Annotated in this window: 14 protein-coding genes; 7 read left to right on the forward strand and 7 right to left on the reverse strand. The window is 37.4% G+C overall.

Going from position 1 to position 18,490, the window contains the following annotated elements; all coding sequences use genetic code 11:
- Positions 1-4 precede the first annotated feature (4 nt).
- Together OSH00_RS09595 and OSH00_RS09600 are read right to left on the reverse strand one after the other, a co-directional pair.
- Positions 5-304 carry a recombinase-like helix-turn-helix domain-containing protein gene (locus OSH00_RS09595; protein ID WP_196074355.1) on the reverse strand — a complete coding sequence of 100 codons (300 nt, stop codon included), beginning with the start codon at positions 302-304 and terminating at the stop codon, positions 5-7.
- A gap of 25 nt (positions 305-329) precedes the next feature.
- Positions 330-635 carry a non-heme iron oxygenase ferredoxin subunit gene (locus OSH00_RS09600; RefSeq protein WP_196074376.1) on the reverse strand — a complete coding sequence of 102 codons (306 nt, stop codon included), beginning with the start codon at positions 633-635 and terminating at the stop codon, positions 330-332.
- Between the two features lie 257 nt (positions 636-892).
- Between OSH00_RS09600 and OSH00_RS09605 the strand changes: the two genes are divergently transcribed.
- From OSH00_RS09605 to OSH00_RS09615, 3 genes are all read left to right on the forward strand, one after another.
- Positions 893-1,714 (forward strand): IclR family transcriptional regulator, encoded by an 822-nt coding sequence (locus tag OSH00_RS09605; protein ID WP_266130232.1) that lies wholly within the window; start codon positions 893-895, stop codon positions 1,712-1,714.
- A gap of 957 nt (positions 1,715-2,671) precedes the next feature.
- Positions 2,672-2,818 carry a hypothetical protein gene (locus tag OSH00_RS09610; protein WP_266130233.1) on the forward strand — a complete coding sequence of 49 codons (147 nt, stop codon included), beginning with the start codon at positions 2,672-2,674 and terminating at the stop codon, positions 2,816-2,818.
- A 27-nt stretch (positions 2,819-2,845) separates the two neighbouring features.
- Entirely contained in the window at positions 2,846-5,074 is a 2,229-nt protein-coding gene (locus tag OSH00_RS09615; protein ID WP_266130234.1) for a phosphocholine-specific phospholipase C, read from the forward strand.
- Between the two features lie 204 nt (positions 5,075-5,278).
- On the opposite strand, the gene OSH00_RS09620 is transcribed toward OSH00_RS09615, so the two are convergent.
- Positions 5,279-7,483, reverse strand: a complete 2,205-nt coding sequence (locus tag OSH00_RS09620) for a TonB-dependent siderophore receptor (protein ID WP_266130235.1) — start codon at positions 7,481-7,483, stop codon at positions 5,279-5,281.
- A 470-nt stretch (positions 7,484-7,953) separates the two neighbouring features.
- Here OSH00_RS09620 and OSH00_RS09625 point away from each other — a divergent pair, with 470 nt between their 5' ends.
- From OSH00_RS09625 to OSH00_RS09635, 3 genes are all read left to right on the forward strand, one after another.
- A complete protein-coding gene (locus tag OSH00_RS09625; RefSeq protein ID WP_266130236.1) occupies positions 7,954-8,625 on the forward strand; it encodes a response regulator in 672 nt (223 codons plus the stop codon).
- Complete coding sequence (locus OSH00_RS09630) at positions 8,622-9,995, forward strand: sensor histidine kinase (RefSeq protein ID WP_266130237.1); 1,374 nt, start codon at positions 8,622-8,624, stop codon at positions 9,993-9,995. Before OSH00_RS09625 ends, OSH00_RS09630 begins: the two co-directional genes overlap by 4 nt.
- 530 nt (positions 9,996-10,525) lie before the next feature.
- Positions 10,526-11,731 (forward strand): MFS transporter, encoded by a 1,206-nt coding sequence (locus OSH00_RS09635; RefSeq protein ID WP_266130238.1) that lies wholly within the window; start codon positions 10,526-10,528, stop codon positions 11,729-11,731.
- A 101-nt stretch (positions 11,732-11,832) separates the two neighbouring features.
- On the opposite strand, the gene OSH00_RS09640 is transcribed toward OSH00_RS09635, so the two are convergent.
- The 4 genes from OSH00_RS09640 to catM all read right to left on the reverse strand — a co-directional run bounded on the left by OSH00_RS09640 (position 11,833) and on the right by catM (position 15,465).
- Positions 11,833-12,069 carry a hypothetical protein gene (locus OSH00_RS09640; RefSeq protein ID WP_266130239.1) on the reverse strand — a complete coding sequence of 79 codons (237 nt, stop codon included), beginning with the start codon at positions 12,067-12,069 and terminating at the stop codon, positions 11,833-11,835.
- A gap of 42 nt (positions 12,070-12,111) precedes the next feature.
- Positions 12,112-12,657, reverse strand: coding sequence for a class I SAM-dependent methyltransferase (locus OSH00_RS09645; protein WP_266130240.1), 546 nt, complete (start codon positions 12,655-12,657; stop codon positions 12,112-12,114).
- Positions 12,658-12,991: 334 nt separating this feature from the next.
- The gene (locus tag OSH00_RS09650) at positions 12,992-14,257 is read right to left on the reverse strand and encodes an OprD family outer membrane porin (RefSeq protein WP_266130241.1); all 1,266 of its coding nucleotides are present in this window, start codon (positions 14,255-14,257) and stop codon (positions 12,992-12,994) included.
- A 275-nt stretch (positions 14,258-14,532) separates the two neighbouring features.
- The gene (catM, locus tag OSH00_RS09655) at positions 14,533-15,465 is read right to left on the reverse strand and encodes a cis,cis-muconate-binding transcription regulator CatM (RefSeq protein ID WP_266130242.1); all 933 of its coding nucleotides are present in this window, start codon (positions 15,463-15,465) and stop codon (positions 14,533-14,535) included.
- A gap of 498 nt (positions 15,466-15,963) precedes the next feature.
- On the opposite strand from catM, the gene OSH00_RS09660 reads away from it, so the two are divergent.
- Positions 15,964-18,435 (forward strand): penicillin acylase family protein, encoded by a 2,472-nt coding sequence (locus OSH00_RS09660; protein WP_420909513.1) that lies wholly within the window; start codon positions 15,964-15,966, stop codon positions 18,433-18,435.
- Positions 18,436-18,490 lie beyond the last annotated feature (55 nt).

Below are 18,490 nucleotides of genomic sequence, written 5' to 3' on the forward strand. Positions count from 1 at the left end.
TGAATTAATATCCTAAACGTTGCATCTCATGTGAAAAATTTTCCAATGTCCAAAGTTCACCAGATTCACAACGAAATCCCTGTAGATTTAAAGATTCAACCAACGCATCAAGCTCGGTAATCCCTGTAGAGAAAGCATGAATTAAATATTCAACAAAATCCTGTTCATAGCGTGTCGGTGCTTTATATCGGGTTTGCCACACCAGTAATTCAGGCTGCCCCGGGATTTGAATGTTGTTGATTCCTGCTTCTTTTGCTGGCGTGGCATGAATCCAGTTTGCGAGCTTCTCATTAAATGTTTTCATGAGATTCCATCCTTCTTAATGAAACTTATAGTTGAATTTGGACATCCAGCCCTTCAACACGTACCGGATAAGTACATAGGTCGCGACATCCAGGACCGCTGACCAACTCACCCGTTTGAATATTGAAAATTGCTTCATGTAATGGACATTCCACAGTCTGCTCTTCAATAAAACCTTCTGTTAATAAGGCAAAAGCATGTGGGCACACATTTTCAATTGCAAAATACTGATCATCGATGAAAAAAACACCAATTTTTTTACCATTGACTTCAATCGCTTTAGGCTCGTCCTGACTAATGTCGTCTGGTTGACAAACTGAGATCCAACTCATTTTTGCGTCCTTAATAGTTTTATATATAAAACATAATTTAGTATTTAAAACATTATCAATAGAATAAACTTGGATCAAATTAATTGTCAATTTTTATATATTCATTAATTTCAAATATTTAGTTAAAATTCACATTTTTTTCAGTTTTTTAATAAAAAATATGTTTTATATATAAACATTGAGATAAAAAATTTGATGACTAAAATATACGGGTTCCCTTTAGGGGAAGCTTATGATGAATACAGGCATACTTAACAATGAATTCAACAACGACAGATGTACTTTTAGAGCAGAATGCTGAATCCAATACCGATGAACGTTATTTAGTACCCGGTTTGGTACGTGGCTTAGCCATATTAAAATTGTTTGATCAACATCATCAGGAAATGACGATTTCTGAGATTGCTGAGAAATTGGATGTCAATCGTTCGAGTGCATTCCGACTCATCCACACTTTAGAATTTTGTGGCTATTTAAGAAAAATGTCGCAGAAAACCTACGCGCTGAATAGTAATGTGATGGAGTTGGGTTTTAACAGCCTGTCAAAGTCTTCACTGACAGATATTGCAATACCCATCATGCGTGAACTACGTGATAAAATTAAAATTGCCGTACATCTTTCAATTTTAGAAGGAACCGACATCGTCTTTACCAGTAATGCACAGTCAATTGGTTCATTTACCAGTAACGTACATATTGGAACACGTTGGCATGCCCATGCTACAGTGATTGGGCAATTATTACTCTCTCGTCTACCTGAGTCTGAAGTCATCAAACGTTATGAACATTTCAATGATTGGAAAGTCTATTCTGATCGAACGCCGCAGCATCTTCCTGCATTGTTGGAACGTCTAAAATATGTACGCAGTCAAAGTTTTATGATCAGTTGGGGACACTTTAATACTGATATGGCAGCAAGCGCAGCACCGATTTATAATCAAGCCACACAAGAAATCACCGCTGTTCTTTCGGTAAGTTGCCCTCTCAGTACCTATTCAGAAGAGGTGTTTAAAAATGAAATCTCCCAAGATGTGGTGGACTATGCAGATAAAATTTCAAAGTTCATTTATTTGCAATAAGCGTGATGTGTAATCCGCCAATATCCGTTTTACCCTGTGTTATGCTGTTGATTGAAAGGTTAAATAATATGTCAATGTGAACAGACATTATCGTTCCATGCTGCCAGAGCGGGCATTCTATCGCATGAAAATATGAATGCCCGAGCAACAGGATAACAGTTGTCAGACTGCTTAGAGTCTTATCTCGGGGGGCTTTGAGTCTGGATGCATATGAATTATCTTTAAAATGGATGCGCCATCAAGGACTATTCAAATTCTGTCACTTTTATAAATATGCTTGGTTGAATGACTGGACATAATCTATTTATAGAATTAAATCTGTAGTGTTGAAATACAGAAATAACTGAACAGTGTATTTGTTCTGAATACTCCCGATATTGAGCTGTTGCCGAGACAAAAACTGGAAATCATGCTTGTCAATGAGTGACTGTGGTTTCATCCTGCATAGCCAGAATAATAATGAATACCGAAATTCTATGGTCAATCACGAGGTATGCTGAGCCGTTTTCAGAAAATGAGCGGGTTTGTCATAATCAGCACCAGTATTTCAATATTCCCAGCTTGCAACAACAAAGATAATTTTTTATTGATATATTTTAACAGGATTGATCAGCGCTTATACCCCAAATTCATTTGCGTACACCAGCAGGGAATCCTTTTAAAAACTCTAGATTTATACTTCAAAAATATGGAGATATCCCCCCTTATTAGGTCTCGGATTTTGATAAGAATAAAGAATAAAGTGGGATTTAAAGCGATAGAAAATCTGCTGACATATTTCAATTAAGCATTGCGCGCTTCATTGTAATTTTCGAGCATTTCAGCACCATATTTTAAACTCAGTTTTTTCAAACATATTCATTTGCTTGACCATGTCAATGAGTCGTCACAAAGATGACACTCAGTTGTCACAAGCTGTGTTTATGGTGTGGGCATCTTTAATTATGGATGAACCCGATGTTAAAAAACTTGAAACAATGGCGTGCATATTTTTATATTTTTCCGGTTCTACTGCTGCTCAGTGCTTGCAACGATTCAAGCGATGATCATTCTGCGGCTCAACCTGACGGTTCCAAAAAACCAGTCATGCGTTGTGCACCCTAAGTAACAAATTGAATCAGGAGAAATAACATGATTGATCGTCGTCAGTTTTTAGCGAATACTCTTAAAACAGGTTTTGGAGCAGCAACTTTATCTGCCTTTCCAGCCAGCATTCAAAAAGCACTCGCTATACCTGCAAACAATAAAACAGGGACCATTCAAGATGTGGAGCATGTGGTGATCCTGATGCAGGAAAACCGTTCATTTGATCATTATTTCGGCACACTCAAAGGTGTACGCGGATTTGCAGATCGTTTAACGATTCCATTGTCAAACGATCGAACTGTTTGGCAGCAACAACGCAGCAATGGTGCTCTACTGACCCCCTTTCATTTAGATGGCTCTAGTAATAATGCGCAGCGTGCGCCAGGCACAAATCACACTTGGGTCGACAGCCAAAAAGCCTGGGACAATGGGCGTATGTCGAACTGGCCAACCTATAAAACAGATTATGCAATGGGCTATTTTAAAGAACAAGAAATCCCATACCAATTTGCCTTGGCAAATGCTTTCACCATTTGCGATGCTTATCACTGTTCCATGCATACAGGTACCGATGCCAATCGCTCCTTTCATCTCACTGGAACCAATGGTGCCGTACCGACCAGTACTGCTTTCGTAAATAACGAATGGGATTGGATCGATGGGGATCCGAAAAATGTTGATATTGGCTATACCTGGAAAACTTATGCTGAACGCTTAGAAGAGGCTGGAGTCAATTGGATCTGTTATCAAAACATGCCGGATGAATGGGGTGATAACATGTTAGGTGCATTCCGTACCTTTAAAAAAGCCAATATTGATTCGGGTTATCCTGTTTCCAGTGGCGGTGCACCGAATAGCCCATACAATGCCGCAGCACAGAAATTACCGTATAAAGCTTATGATGCAAGTACCGACAATGCCAAAAACCCACTCTATAAAGGTATCGCAAATACGCTACCTGGCAATAAACCTGAAGAGTTTTTAGATGCATTTAAAAACGACATCAAAACAGGAAAACTGCCTCAAGTCTCATGGATCAATGCGCCATCAATCTATTGTGAACATCCCGGTCCTTCTAGCCCAGTACAAGGTTCATGGTTTATTCAGGAAATTTTAGATGCACTAACCGCTGTTCCTGAAGTCTGGAGTAAAACAGTTTTCCTGATCAATTTTGATGAAAATGATGGTTATTTTGACCATGTTCCATCGCCATCTGCACCCACATTACTTCCTGATAATACTTATGCAGGTAAATCTACACTGAGCCAAACTGATATGCAGTATGAGTATTATGTTCATGATGCACCTATCGGAAGCCGTAGTCAGCCCAAAAAAGACAATGGCGTATATGGACCGGGACCCCGTGTACCTTTATTCGTGATTTCTCCATGGAGCCGTGGTGGCATTGTCAACTCTCAAGTTTTTGATCATACTTCGGTGCTGATGTTTTTAGAAAAACGTTTTGGTGTGAAAGAAACCAATATTAGCCCTTATCGACGTGCCATTTGTGGGGACTTAACTTCTGCATTTAACTTTAAAACGCCTAATGAAGATGTATTGCCTGAATTAAATGGCAAACAGACCCGTGAACAAGCAGATCAATTGCGGGCGGCACAGCAAAAATTACCCAATGTGCCAATCCCGACCAACTTACAACTTCCGATTCAAACCAGTGGTATTCGACGCTCTAAGGCATTGCCTTATGAGTTGCATACCAGTGCACGCTGTCAAAGTGATGGAACAGTTAAACTCTTATTTTCAAATACTGGCACTCAAGGTGCAGTCTTTCATGTTTATGACAAATTAAATCTAAACAGAGTTCCTCGTCGATATATTGTTGAAGCAGGCAAAACCTTAGATGACATTTGGAATGTAAAAAAAGACAATCAAGGCTTATATGATCTTTGGGTCATGGGACCAAATGGCTTTCATCGTCATTTTAAAGGTGATTTAAGTCGTAATCAGGACTTACAGATCAATCCTGAAATTCGCGTTTGTTATGATATTGCCAACGGAAACGTGTATGTAGATCTCAACAACACTGGTACAAAAGACCTTGAATTGGTGATTAAGCCTGTCGTATATCGAACCGATGCGCCATTAAAAATCACTGTCAAGGCTGGGCAAACTTCAACTCAGCATTGGGAATTGAAAGATGCTTGGCAATGGTATGATTTTGCTGTGACCTGTAGTCAGGAAGCGAAGTTTTATCGCCGTTTTGCAGGCCGAGTTGAAACAGGTGAAGATTCTGTCAGTGACCCAGCAATGGTTTAGTTCTCCAGCGTTTTAACGAATTCACCTCTACCATAAGCCCCTTAGTTTTAATTAAATTAAGGGGGTTTTTGATTGGTAAATCATACGCATTTCGTCTCAAAGGCATTGCTGAGTTGTTATCCCAATCAATATACAATTCTTCAATACGGAATAATGAAATCCTATATAGAAAGAATTTTTTCTCTTTAAAGCTCCCTCAAGTCATTAAAACTTATAATTTAATGCAACGACTGCTGATCGCCCATCCCCCATATATCCAGTCTTATAGTTTGCAATAATCCTTGTATAATATTGCTCATCAAATAGATTATTAATATTTAAAGAAATACTGGCTTTATCGTTGAGATCATAAGCGCCATATAAACTTGTGACCACATAGTTCTTTTGCTCTGCTTTGATTAAATGTGGAGCAGTACGTGTTCCCATATTGATAAAATCATAACTTGAACCATACCAATTCAAACTTCCTCCCACTCTTAATCCAGCAAGATCCCCTGTGAATTGATAATTCGTATTTAACTTCGCCGTCTGTTGAGGATTGGCTGTATTGATTTTATTGCCCGTTGCATCTTTCGTATTGTTATAGGCATAACCAAATGACAGTGTCCATGCATCATTCAATTGTCCTAATGCTTCTATTTCAAAACCTTTGGTTTCTGCACCTTTGACCGCTCTATAACGTGCTTCAATGCCGTTAACGCCTGTACCTGCAATTTGTTCAGCGACATTGTCCTTTTTGGCATAGTATATTGCTGCATTTAAATCTAGGCGATTATTAAAATAACTATTCTTTAAACCTAATTCTGTATTACTCCCTGTGACTGGATCTAAAAAATTTCCATCAATATCAAGATTAGACTGTGGTTTAAAGATTTCTGTATAACTCGCATAGACGGTTGAACTTGGAAAAATATCATATGTGACAGCGACATATGGAATAACAATGCTTGATTGTTGCTGCTTTGAAGTGATGCTTGTCAATTTGCCGTTGTTCAAATTTTTGGTCTTGGTCTCCCAATCTGATAAACGGATACCTGTAAATAATTTAAATGGGTCTGTAATGTTCCATCTTGCATTGATGAAACTACCCAGCATTTTTGTATCCGTACTTTTATCTACGCCTGTACGTTGTGGCTTAAAATCAGGTGAAGCATTACCATAAAATTGTTCTATGTCTTGAATGATATTATTTGCAGAATAAACAGGATAGCTTAAACCATATTCATTTGCTTCACGCTCCCAACCATTAAAACCAAAGACGATTTGATGTTCTCGATTAAATAAATTGAACAGACCATTTACAGTAATATCATAAGTATTTTGATTGAGATCACCCTCTGATGCCCAATGTGAATAACTTAAACCTGTGCCATCCTGATTTAAATTACCATTATAAGCATAAGAAGTTTTAGCAAAGGCATCCAAATCTTGCCGACTAAAAGCAACCCGAGCTTTCCAATCATCATTAAATTTATGATCTAAATAGACATAACTGTTTTGTAATTTACGTTGCCATCTTACCCAATCCATTGAACCAAAGTTGTCTTTGGATGAAAAATCAGTTTTGCTCCCATCACTATAGAAAATAGGTACACCACCTCCCAAACCTTTTGGATTGTCATCTTGATAATCAATACCAACTGTCAGTTGCGTTTGTTCAGTAATTTTTGAGGTTAAGGCTCCTGAAATGGTTTTAGTGTCTTTATCATAATTATTTTTACCAGTCCCCCCTTGCGATGTTGCGACAATTAATCGTGCATTGAGCTTATCATCAGCCACCAAACCACCAGTAATATCGCCTGTGAAACGACGACCATCAAAGGTATCGTAACTTGCCCCAACTTTTGCTTTGAAAGCTTGCTCTGGTCTTTTATGTACCATATTGATTGATGCAGAAGGCTCACCTAATCCTGTATTTAAGCCATTTACACCTTTTAAGACTTCAATATGATCATAAACGGCCGTATCAAAAACAGGCATTGCAATCACTGAACCACTCACACCTGAGTAAGAGGAAGCAATGCCATCGATTTGAATATTATCGACCGAAAAACCTCTCACATTATAATTTGGGCGTTCACTATCATTATAGCCAATACTTACACCAGCAACCTGCTGCATGACTTCAGCAATCGTCGTTAGCCCCTGATCCTGTATTCTTTGTTGAGTGACAGTTGTTACTGTTTGCGGCGTCTCTCTAAGTGTCAAATTCATTTTGGTTGCTTGTGAAGATTTTTCTTTTTTATACTTTTTAGTGTGCTCCGTTATATCTTCATTCGCCTCAGCATGAACAACAATCTGTGCCAATGCTTGTATAGGTTCTTCGGATGTAGCAGCATAAATCGAGGTACTGAGTAATGGAGTTGATACAATAACTAGCCATATTTTATTTGGCGCGGAATATTTCATGATAACACATACCATTTGCAAATGATAATCATTGTATATTAATACATTGTGTTTACATAGAATTACATATCGTTTTTACTGAGCTTGTCGCGTTTTTTTATATTTCCAAGTTTCATATCAAAATTAGGCCATACCTGAAATGTTGAATAAATGACTGAAAATTCTGAAATCAGTTAAATTCATATTCGAATTATTCCATTGAATACAATTTTTTATTTCTTAGCTGATCATCAACAGACCGACGCCATGTTCCCTCTCTCTAAGCATATCCTTTGATGATCCATACAATCACCATACATCTTGTCGGTATTTGATTTCAGCCATTGCTCAGGATAACCTGTACATCAGAAACTTATATAAATCGTACTCAGACCTTTTCCTAAAAGTTTTGATGAATTAAAAATCATGATTAAGAAAGTATTAACAACAAAATTTATTTGTAAAATGCAGTCATCTACTAAGGAAATCTCATGTTTGTCGTATTAGTTGAAGATGATCCGTATATCGCTCAGAGTATATTGGCTGCACTTGATTATTTAAACATCTCAGTTGAGCATGCAAGTACTGCACGTGAAGCCGATTATTTCATTCGTCAAAGTTCGGTAGACCTCTGTTTACTTGATTTAGGACTGCCAGATCAAGATGGTTTAGAGTTACTCTCTTCTTGGCGTAAAGATCAAATTCACGTTCCAGTTTTGGTATTAACGGCGCGTAACCGAACTCAACAATGTATTGAAACACTTAATGCAGGCGCTGATGATTACCTGACCAAACCCTTTGATTTAAATGAACTGATTGCACGAATATTAGCATTGTCTAGGCGTCATGCGGGTTATTCTTCCAATATTTTACAAATGGGCGAACTTCAAATTAATTGTGAAACACAAGAAGTTTTTTATCAAAATCAATTATTAAACTTATCTCGACGTGAATACAGTTTACTTGAAATATTCATGTTACATCCAAATCAAATTCTAAAGAATGAACAACTTATTGACAAAATCTATGGCTTCCAAGATTCGATCGAAAGTAATGCAATCTCCGTTCATATCTATCATTTACGGCAAAAAATTCATGCCAATATTATTCAAACCGTTCGAGGCGTTGGCTATATTTTAAAAAATTCGGAGCCTGCCAAGTGAATGGATATAGTCTAAAATGGCGATTAGTGCTTAGCATCACCATCATCTTTGTATTGTTGTGGTCATTCGTATTCTGTTGGCTTTATTTTGACTTAGCCAAGCGCTTACAAAACACTTTAGATGAACGACTCTCTGCATCTGCACATATGGTGATTCGCTTAGTACAACAACTCCCACTTCAAGACATGCATTCCACACTTCAACATGAAACTCCGGATATTAATCATCCCAATTTAATTGCCTGTGAAGTTTCGGTTTTTAGTTCAAATATCGCTATTGAACAAAAAATTATCGCACGTACACGAGGCGCTCCAGAAAATCTACAAACGCAAAAGACAGGATTTAGTACATGGCGTTATCAGAATACGGAGTGGCGGAGTTATGTCATTCAAAAAGGCAATATTCAGGTGGTGACTGCGGAAAAACTCCAGTTACGCTATTCATTACTCAAACAAATCTTACAGTCCGTTTTAATTCCACTCATTCTAACTCTTTTATTATGTATCATTTTAATTTTATGGGTGGTCCGTGTTGAATTTATGCCGCTTCAGAATATTTCCAACACGTTGATTCAAAAGAAACACAACCTATCAGAATCTGCACGCTACCTTATTGAATTAAAATCAAAAAATATTCCAAAAGAAATTCAACCATTTGTCGACAACTTATTTGATTTAATCCAGCAACTGCATAAAAGTCTTGAAAATGAAAAGAGTTTTACCGCCTTTGCTGCACATGAGTTACGTAGTCCTTTGACTGCGATCAAGACCCATGTACAACTGAGTAAACTGATGCTGTCTCAAGCTCAAATGACCGACCACCCAGCATTTAAAAATATAGAACAAGCAGAACACAGTATTAATCGCTATGAACAACTCTTAAAACAGCTCTTGTTACTCAGTCAGATGGAAGCAACACCATTACAACACTATGCTCCGGTATATACAGATATTGCTCACAGTCTAAAACATGTCATTCATGAACTCGAACAACTTTATCCTGAAATCAGCCAACACCTCAAACTCAGCAAAGAAAGTGATGAAAAGATTGATATTCCAGAAACTGAACTTGAAATCATTTTAAAAAACTTGATCGAAAATGCCTATATTCATGCCAACTCTCCTCACCCTATCGAGATTCAATTATTAAAAGGTAAACTGTTGATTATTGACCATGGTGTCGGACTTGCCGATGACGAATTTAACTTACTAACGCAAAGATTTTGGCGAAAATCCTCACAAAATAAAGGACATGGATTAGGTTTATCTTTGGTTAAACTGATTCTTGAGCGCTATGGCTATTCGATTCAATTTAGTCACAACGAACCACAAGGTTTAAAAGTTACGATTTATACTGATCGACAAAAATGATTTTTATTATTTTAAAATTGGTCATTCAATCTATTTAAATTTCATTAAAACCAGTATTTAAAACTATAAGTTGAAATTTAATCTCTTGACAGTATTGAATTGATTAATTGAAAATAAATCAATCAACTAGTAGATAATTAATAAATTATCATCATTCATAAAATGAGGATAAAACTTTAAAGAATCTTATAACCATAGACAAAGGACGCTGTTCGCTATTGTATTAAATTTTGAACTGGAGTTAACGATTGTTGGAAAATATCGCTTTTATGTAGGACTCGCCTAACAATACAGGTCCCCAAAAAAGTTTTAAAAATGGTCAAAGCTAAATCATCAATATGGATCTGGGGCTTTATTTCAGCAGTGTCTTGAGTAGATTGGAGATTTCTTTCAACCCATTAATTTTCATCTCAAAATATGCCTGATTTCGTAGCTGCATAAGGATATGATGCAGTCATCGCCCTTTGGATAAATGCTTTAACACATACATATGTTTACCTAGTATCGGTCAATAAAAGGAATTTACACCAATGCTCAAATATTTGAGGACATATTGCATTGTAACGATTAGTGTGGCTCAGTTATTCGGTACTTCATTATGGTTTAGTGCCAACAGTGCGGCATTTGATTTGATGCATGAATGGAACATCAATATTTCAGATATTGGATTACTGACCAATGCGGTTCAAACCGGTTTTATCCTCGGCACACTGCTTATTGCATTACTCGGCATCGCAGATCGTTACAAAGCCAGTGTAATCTTTTCATATTCGGCACTGTTCGGAGGTTTATTCAACTTATGTTTTGCCTGGCTTGCCAGTAATATTTATGAAGCATTGATTTTTAGATTTTTTGTGGGTGTCAGTTTGGCTGGAATTTACCCTATTGGAATGAAATTAATGATTGAATGGGCTCCTGAAAAGGCAGGTCAGGCACTTTCAGTTTTGGTTGCGATGCTGACTCTTGGTACAGCTTTACCTTATGCTTTCAATTCTATATCGACAGATCTACCGTGGAGATATATCATTTCTACCTCTACATTCCTGGCATTTTTTGCTGGCATTCTAATTTTTTCCCTGGGAGACAAACCACGCATTCAAGGAGAGCAGAAGTTAAAGAAAGCCAGCCCATTTGTTCACTTTTCAGCATTTAAAAACCCCCGCTTTCAAGCTGCTGCAATTGGGTATTTCGGTCATATGTGGGAGCTATATACATTTTGGACATTAGTTCCATTAATTATTGTTCAAACCCAAATAAATGAACATTTTAAAAATTTTAATCTTTCTATACTTGTATTTACAGTAATTTCTGTAGGAGCGCTAGGTTGTATATTAGGCGGAATGCTTACTCAATATGTTCATAACAGGATTATTGCTCTAAGTGCTTTAGCATTATCAGGTTTTTGTTGCTTCATGTATGCGTTGGGATGGGAAATTCTTCCAGCATGGGCATTATTTACTATACTGATTGTCTGGGGAATAAGTGTTGTTGCTGACTCACCTCAATTTTCAGCATTGTCAGCACAGGCTTGCCGACCTGAACAACTGGGAAGTGCCTTGGCTTTACAAAATTCCATCGGCTTTTTACTTACTATTGTGTCTATTGGAATCTCAACTTATGCTTTTGACCGCATCGGGGTAAATGCCGTTTGGATCATGCTGATTGGTCCAATCATCGGTATTATGGGCTATCTAAAATTTGATCAAAAAACTTTAAATACTTCAAGAAAGCTTTAACGTATGATGATAAATTCAAAGATCGTTGAATTCTGAATAAAGTTCAAGATATTCAATAAATTGGATCCTATCCATCAAAATGCTCCATCTATGCAATATGTTTACTTGATTTGATACATCAAAATGCGTGAAGAAGTTTTCATTTGTGGAATAACTGACATTAAAGCGGTTAAAATAATCCCCATTCGACGCCAACCTTTAAACTCATTAAATAAATAAGTCTGCACATGCTTCAGTTTAGGATGCCAAGCTTCAATCGCTTTATCATCATCCATACCAAATTTAAAGGTCGCTTTGCTTTTACGTACGGTATCATGCAAGGCTGATTTGGTGCTCATCCATTGATTCAACATATCAAAATGTATTTCTGCTCCTGAAAATCATTCTGCCAACCCAATGAATACTTGTTGATTTTGTGCCTCAGTAAAATACATCAACACGCCTTCTATGACGAACATAAAGTTGCCTTGAGGATGATTCTGTCTCAATTGCTCCATCCATGTTGTAGACAGCATCGAACTGGCAATCAAATGTTCATTTTCTTGAGGTGATAACAGTCTCTTGCGTTGCTCAATCACTTCATCGAGATCTAATTGATAAAATTGAGCCTGCTGCGCACTTTCACCAATACGTTGAAGACGTGTATCTAAACCGCATCCGACAAAAACAATAATTGGGTTCTGATGCTGTTGAATAAACCGTTTCACTTTCTGGTCAAAATGTGTAGAGCGGATGGCTATGCCTACAGAGCTTGCCGTTTTATTTTTATATTTTGAAAAATCATAATCTATTTTTTCAACCAATTCACAAGCCGTTGGATCATTGATCAGTGGCTCTTTTTTTCGGGTTTCTACCGACTTCGCATAGAGTGTAATCAATAAAGTATCAGCAATTTCATCCTGTAAATTCAAGGCAATCTTATTCATTGTAGTTTCCTTAAAAATTAAATAACTTTTTTGAACTGATCGAAGCACACGTTCAAAAGGGGAAATTTCTCAAAAACCAAGCCTTATCCCCCGACACACTGTTTTAGTTCATTTATCAACATCTTAAAAAATCTAAACATCATGCTAAGCCTAATGCGCCATAAATGCAAATGAATATCATTATCATTTAATAATTTTTTGAATGAGAAAACCATGCTTGCTTTTAACATGAAAAATTAAAATTGAATCGAGATGATTATTTCATCCCGATTCAATCAATAATGAGTTTTTATCGTTGAAAAGCCCAATGAATAATATTGAGTGCTCGCTGAAATCAAAATTTGAATGTATATGTCCCCAAAATACGATTTTCTACGAAATCTGTACCCGGTGTGTTTCCTGCACCATATTTAATATCCGCACGGATATGGCGCCACTCAGCACCAAGACCTTTAAATTTCCCTTCTGGAACTGTGTAATTAACAATCAGATTTTTTTCAGTTTCTTTATTGTCCATAAATCCTGCTCGATAAATACCGCTACCATTTAAATAACGTAATGTCAGTTTCAAACCAGGAATTCCGTTGTCTTTAAAATCATAACTGTATAAAGCATGCCAAGTAAATTCTTTGGCCTTATAGAAAGCAACTGATGACCATGTCTGTAAATAGCCTTGTGGGACAAAACCATTTAACAAAGGAATATTATTTTCTCCTGAATTTTTCTGTATGCCTAAAGACAATGTATTTGCACCATTTTGCAGGGTACTTTGCAAACTCGTGGATTGAGCATCAATCTTTCCAAAATAAGCATCACCATCCTCTTTGTAATTGAAATAGCGTGTTTCCACTTTAAGCTTTGTTGCGCCTATTTGATTTGAATATGCTGCACTGACATAGTGTTGCTGATAAATATCTTCAAGTTGTCCAAACCAATAAGCACCATTCCAATGCGGTGTCAGCTTGTAGTCCAAACCAATGAAATTCAATCCATCACTGCGTTTATCAGGATCTGACGATGCTCCCAAAGTAAATTTTCTAAACTCGTCATCATCACGTGCATTGACATGCGTAAATCTCCCCGCGGACAGCTTTAAATTTTCAATGTCTTTACTTTCCAGCATCACTCCTGCAAATGTGGTGATCAGTTGTCTAGAGTCATCCATGAACAATACCGGCGTTTTTGGAAAAAGTTCACCGATTTTAAGTTCGGTATCCTGATATTTTAATTTTAAGGTCGCGCCCAGTTTTAAATAATCTCGTGCCTGACGTCCCTCGGATTGATCATATTTAAAAATGGTATCTGATCGTTCATCATAACGATCACTTAAGCGCAATGCATACTGCACGCCTAAATCCAAACCAAACTGTACCGGTGTATCTGTATACCCAGACTCAAAACGTCCCATCACCGCTTGTGACCAACTGCCAATATCTTTATGTGTACCTTCAATATCCCGTTCCATATAGAAATTTCGTAAATAAATACTTTTTTCACTGTTTTCTAAAAAGTCTGCATGAGCAGCATGAACATTTAAGTAAGCTAGAGCAGTATAAAGTGCGATTCTTTGCACTTTATAAAATACATTTAATCTCAACATAGGAAATCCTTTCCTGAAAGCTTAAGTTTTTGTTTATTGCAACGATGGGGTATTAACCCCGTTGTTATCTCAATCCAGTTCACTTTTAAATTAAATAAAAATCAGTAGCATATAATCTTTAAGTGTCTAGGTTTAAACTCAAGTATTGGAATTATTAATGTAATTTTCCATATCATTAAAAGTATATTGTCATACCTTTTGCAAAATCCCTGTTTCATCATCCATTTTTGATAGGCACAACATGCATAACACCAGTGATTGGAGCCGTAATTCAACTAAGCTGTATTTCCCTGGTATCCTTCAAATTGAAATGCAATTCCCTCTTCTTCAAATACCTGTTTAACGCACTCTAGCACTTTGGATAAATAAGGACTTTGATCCATATTTCTCACTGCTAAAGAAATCGGACTGTAGGCTTCCATATCCAATATTGGAATATAAACCAGATTTTTCATTCCAATATCACTGGCACTTTCAGGAATGATACAAACCCCTTCACCCGATGAAACCAGACCTAATGCCATATGGATTTCACGAACTTCAATCATGTTTTTTGGCACCAAACCTAATTCAGTGAATATCGATTGAATCAACGTAGAAAAATTAGGCTTTTGTGTAGCCGGATAAGAAAATATCGACTCATCAATAATTTGAGATAAATAAATGCCTATATGGACATACTCCGTCAAATGATGATTTTTATGGATGGCTAATTTTAGCTTTTCTTTGCGCAGCAAAATCCGTTTGATTGCAGGATCACTGATTCTCAATCGTCCAAAGCCCAAATCGATTTTTCCAAGTTTTAAAGCTTCAATTTGATCCTTGGTTCCATATTCGATTAACTCAACCTGAATATCAGGATTATTATGACGAAATAAATAAATAATTTGTGGCAGCAACGCATACAGTAAAGAGCTGACATAGCCGATCCGTATGATCATATTGATGGAACTGATACGCTTAGCCATAGATGTTGCTTGTGCAGTATGGGTTAGAATTTGCACAGCATGCTGATAAAAAAATTGACCCGCATCTGTTGTTCTTACGGGTCGAGAACCCCGTTCAAATAACAAAATACCCAATTCTTCTTCTAACTTCTGAATCTGTCTACTTAACGGCGGCTGAGCTATACATAATTTTTCTGCAGCTTTGGTAATGCTCTGCTCTTCAACGACCGTGACAAAATAACGAAGATGTCTTAATTCCATTTAATCGACCCACCGTATTGAATTTCTTTAAATTGTTAAATTTGTACATGACAAGTTTAACTGCGCAATATCTTTATCCTTTAACCTCTTCCTCAATGAAATATATTGAAAAAATAAAATATAAAGCAATAGCTTGATAATGATTCATATTTTGATACCGACTTAAAACTTTGATCAAAATACAGCAACAAAAGCTCCAGTTTAAATCAAATTCAAAGTCAAATTTCCAACAATAAATATCTCAGCGCTATCAATCATCACCTTCTAAAATTAATGCGAGAAAGCATATGCGCAATAACTTGAGCTTAGCTTGCCGTAGATACATATCCTCGTTCAGTAAAAGTATAAAAATATACCTCTCAAATACTAGAAAATTACATATAAAAATAACAATAATTTTACAAACAATGCAAGCCTGTACATCTTTAATTTCACTGCTTTTGGATCAATGCTTCTGAAAGTGCTGTTTTCTCAATAATAATGAAAAGGATATTTCAATTGAAACAAAGTATATCTATTCCTCAATCGAACAGTTTAGCTCATTTGCTCAAAGCAAGTGCCTTGAGTTGTTTCTTTCTCGCCAGTTGTAGTTCCTCTTCACATCTAGAATCGAATCACCCGCAAAATCAAGTCACCATTAAGCGAGACAATTTTGGAACACCACACATCTATGCAGATGATACGTATGGGCTTTTTTATGGCTATGCTTATGCAGTCGCAACTGATCGTCTATTTCAGATGGAAATGTCCAAGCGCACTGGTCTAGGGACAGTCGCTGAAGTATTGGGTTCAGAATATCTTCAATATGATATCGCAACCCACAGCCGCTTTGATCCAGAGGATATTAAAAGACAAATTGCACAACTTTCCCCTGAAGATCGTGCCATTTTTGATGGCTATGCCGCGGGTTTCAATAAACGTATTCAAGAAGTCTTGGCAAATCCTGAATTGATGCCAAAAGAATTTATCGACTATGACTTTCAACCATCGCTATGGACATCAGAAGATATTGCAATGGTTTGGGTAGGCTTGATTCTCAATCGATTTTTTTCTGCAAGTTCAGAGGTCTCAAATTTGGATTTACTGACACAACTCCAGAACGAAAAAGGCCAGGCTGCAGGTTTAAAACTCTATCAACAATTGCGTTGGCTAGATGATCCTAGCGCGCCGACGATTATTGAAGGTGATCAAAAGGCCCCCTTTTCAGCGCATCAAGATGCCCAAGTGAAGAATATTTCACCGATCTCAGACCAAGCTGCCAAACAATATCTCGTCCAAGCGCGAATCGCCCTGGGGAAGAGTGTGGTGGATGGCGTTCCAACAGCAAGTAATGCATGGGTTGTTAAAGCGGATAAAACGATTGAAGGTCAAACTGTTTTATACAATGGTCCGCAGCAAGGCTGGTATACCCCTGCAATAACTTATTCCATTGGATTACATGGTGCAGGTTACAATCTGACTGGGATTACACCTGTTGGGTTACCTGCTATTTTATTTGGGACCAATGGTAAAATTGCTTGGGGGTCGACAGTCGGTTCTCTTGATACCAACGATATTTATCAACTCAAATTAAATCCGAATAATTCAAAGCAATATCTCTATCAAGGACAATATATTCCTTTAGATCATCGACAAATCAGTATCAAAGTACGCAATCAGACAGATCATGTTTTAGATGTTTATAAAAGTAAACAGGGCTTTGTCGGTACATGGGATGAAAAAAACCATACAGCCTATGCGCAAAAACGAAGTTGGGAAGGTGCAGAAATTGAAACCTTGCTCGGATGGGCAAATGCAGCCAAAGCAACCAACTGGAATGAATTTCTTGCTCAAGCCAAACGTGTTGCTGCATCCATTACTTGGTTTTATGCCGATACGCAAAATAATATCGGGGTCGCAGCATTGGGACGTTTACCGATCCGCCCTGAAAATCAGCATATTCAATTGCCTGCTCAAGGTGATGGTTCGATGGAATGGCAGGGTTTTTATGACTTTTCGCATAACCCCAAAGCCTATAATCCAAAGAAAGGTTATATCAGCAGTTGGAACAATAAGGCATATGCAGGCTTACGTTCAGATTCATCCAACTTTTCGCATGTCGATCGCGTCAATGAACTGATTGAACCATTAACCAGCAAACAAAAATTGACCCAACAGGATATCTGGGATATCAATAAATCAGGTGCTTGGTCAGACCTGAATGCACGCTATTTTATTGCTGATATGGTCAAAGCCGCGCAAAGTCCTAAAGCTTCAGCTTTAGCACATAAAGTCGCACCCTTACTCGCAAGTTGGGATTATAAATTACGTCCAGACAGTGAGGGTAGATTCTATCAAGGTGCGGCGCCTGCGATTATGAGAACCTGGCTCAATCAAATGATAGAAATTGTGCTTAAACCTCATTTATCTGAAAATATTTATCAGCGTTATACGGATACGCTTTATCCAGTCAACAATGATCCGAGAAGCACTCAACCCGCCAGTGCATCTAAACTGATTTGGAATGCCCTGCAAGGCAAACAATCCACTGTACCTCAAACTGTTGATTTCTTAGATGGTCAATCACCAGAGGATGTGGTTTTAATGGCACTTGAAAAAGCCCTGCTCGAATTAAGTCGCCAATATAATTCCAAGGAACCAAATGACTGGAAAATACCAGTGGCGACAATGGGCTTCTCCAGTAAAAATTCGGTTGGTATCCCTTGGGCTGATCAGACAAACCAACAGCAACTCAGCACCTATGGCAATACGGGTAGTGCAACCTTCCGTGTGGTATTGGATCCGAGTCAAGTGACGATGTGCTCTATTCTTGCCCCAGGTCAAAGTGGTTTTATTCATCGAAATGGCAAACCTGATCCACACTTTGCGGATCAACTTCCGTTATTTGAAAATTACACCTGTAAAAATGATGCGGTCAGTCAAAAGCAAATTGATCAAAATACGCAGCACAGTATCACATTAAATTATTAATTTTGACCTCAGAAAACCTGAGTATACTCACCCAGGTTTTCTGTTTTGATTTTCA

The sequence above is a fragment of the Acinetobacter nematophilus genome (assembly GCF_026344175.1).
Classification (GTDB): Bacteria; Pseudomonadota; Gammaproteobacteria; order Pseudomonadales; family Moraxellaceae; genus Acinetobacter; species Acinetobacter nematophilus.

What these genes read in the sequence shown, in the direction of transcription:
- OSH00_RS09635 (WP_266130238.1), top strand. Translation starts at nt 10,526, where the DNA reads ATGCTCAAATATTTGAGGACATATTGCATTGTAACGATTAGTGTGGCT.
- OSH00_RS09615 (WP_266130234.1), top strand. Translation starts at nt 2,846, where the DNA reads ATGATTGATCGTCGTCAGTTTTTAGCGAATACTCTTAAAACAGGTTTT.
- OSH00_RS09600 (WP_196074376.1), bottom strand. Translation starts at nt 635, where the DNA reads ATGAGTTGGATCTCAGTTTGTCAACCAGACGACATTAGTCAGGACGAG.
- OSH00_RS09595 (WP_196074355.1), bottom strand. Translation starts at nt 304, where the DNA reads ATGAAAACATTTAATGAGAAGCTCGCAAACTGGATTCATGCCACGCCA.
- OSH00_RS09620 (WP_266130235.1), bottom strand. Translation starts at nt 7,483, where the DNA reads ATGAAATATTCCGCGCCAAATAAAATATGGCTAGTTATTGTATCAACT.
- OSH00_RS09640 (WP_266130239.1), bottom strand. Translation starts at nt 12,069, where the DNA reads ATGAGCACCAAATCAGCCTTGCATGATACCGTACGTAAAAGCAAAGCG.
- OSH00_RS09625 (WP_266130236.1), top strand. Translation starts at nt 7,954, where the DNA reads ATGTTTGTCGTATTAGTTGAAGATGATCCGTATATCGCTCAGAGTATA.
- OSH00_RS09650 (WP_266130241.1), bottom strand. Translation starts at nt 14,257, where the DNA reads ATGTTGAGATTAAATGTATTTTATAAAGTGCAAAGAATCGCACTTTAT.
- OSH00_RS09605 (WP_266130232.1), top strand. Translation starts at nt 893, where the DNA reads ATGAATTCAACAACGACAGATGTACTTTTAGAGCAGAATGCTGAATCC.
- catM (WP_266130242.1), bottom strand. Translation starts at nt 15,465, where the DNA reads ATGGAATTAAGACATCTTCGTTATTTTGTCACGGTCGTTGAAGAGCAG.
- OSH00_RS09610 (WP_266130233.1), top strand. Translation starts at nt 2,672, where the DNA reads ATGTTAAAAAACTTGAAACAATGGCGTGCATATTTTTATATTTTTCCG.
- OSH00_RS09645 (WP_266130240.1), bottom strand. Translation starts at nt 12,657, where the DNA reads ATGAATAAGATTGCCTTGAATTTACAGGATGAAATTGCTGATACTTTA.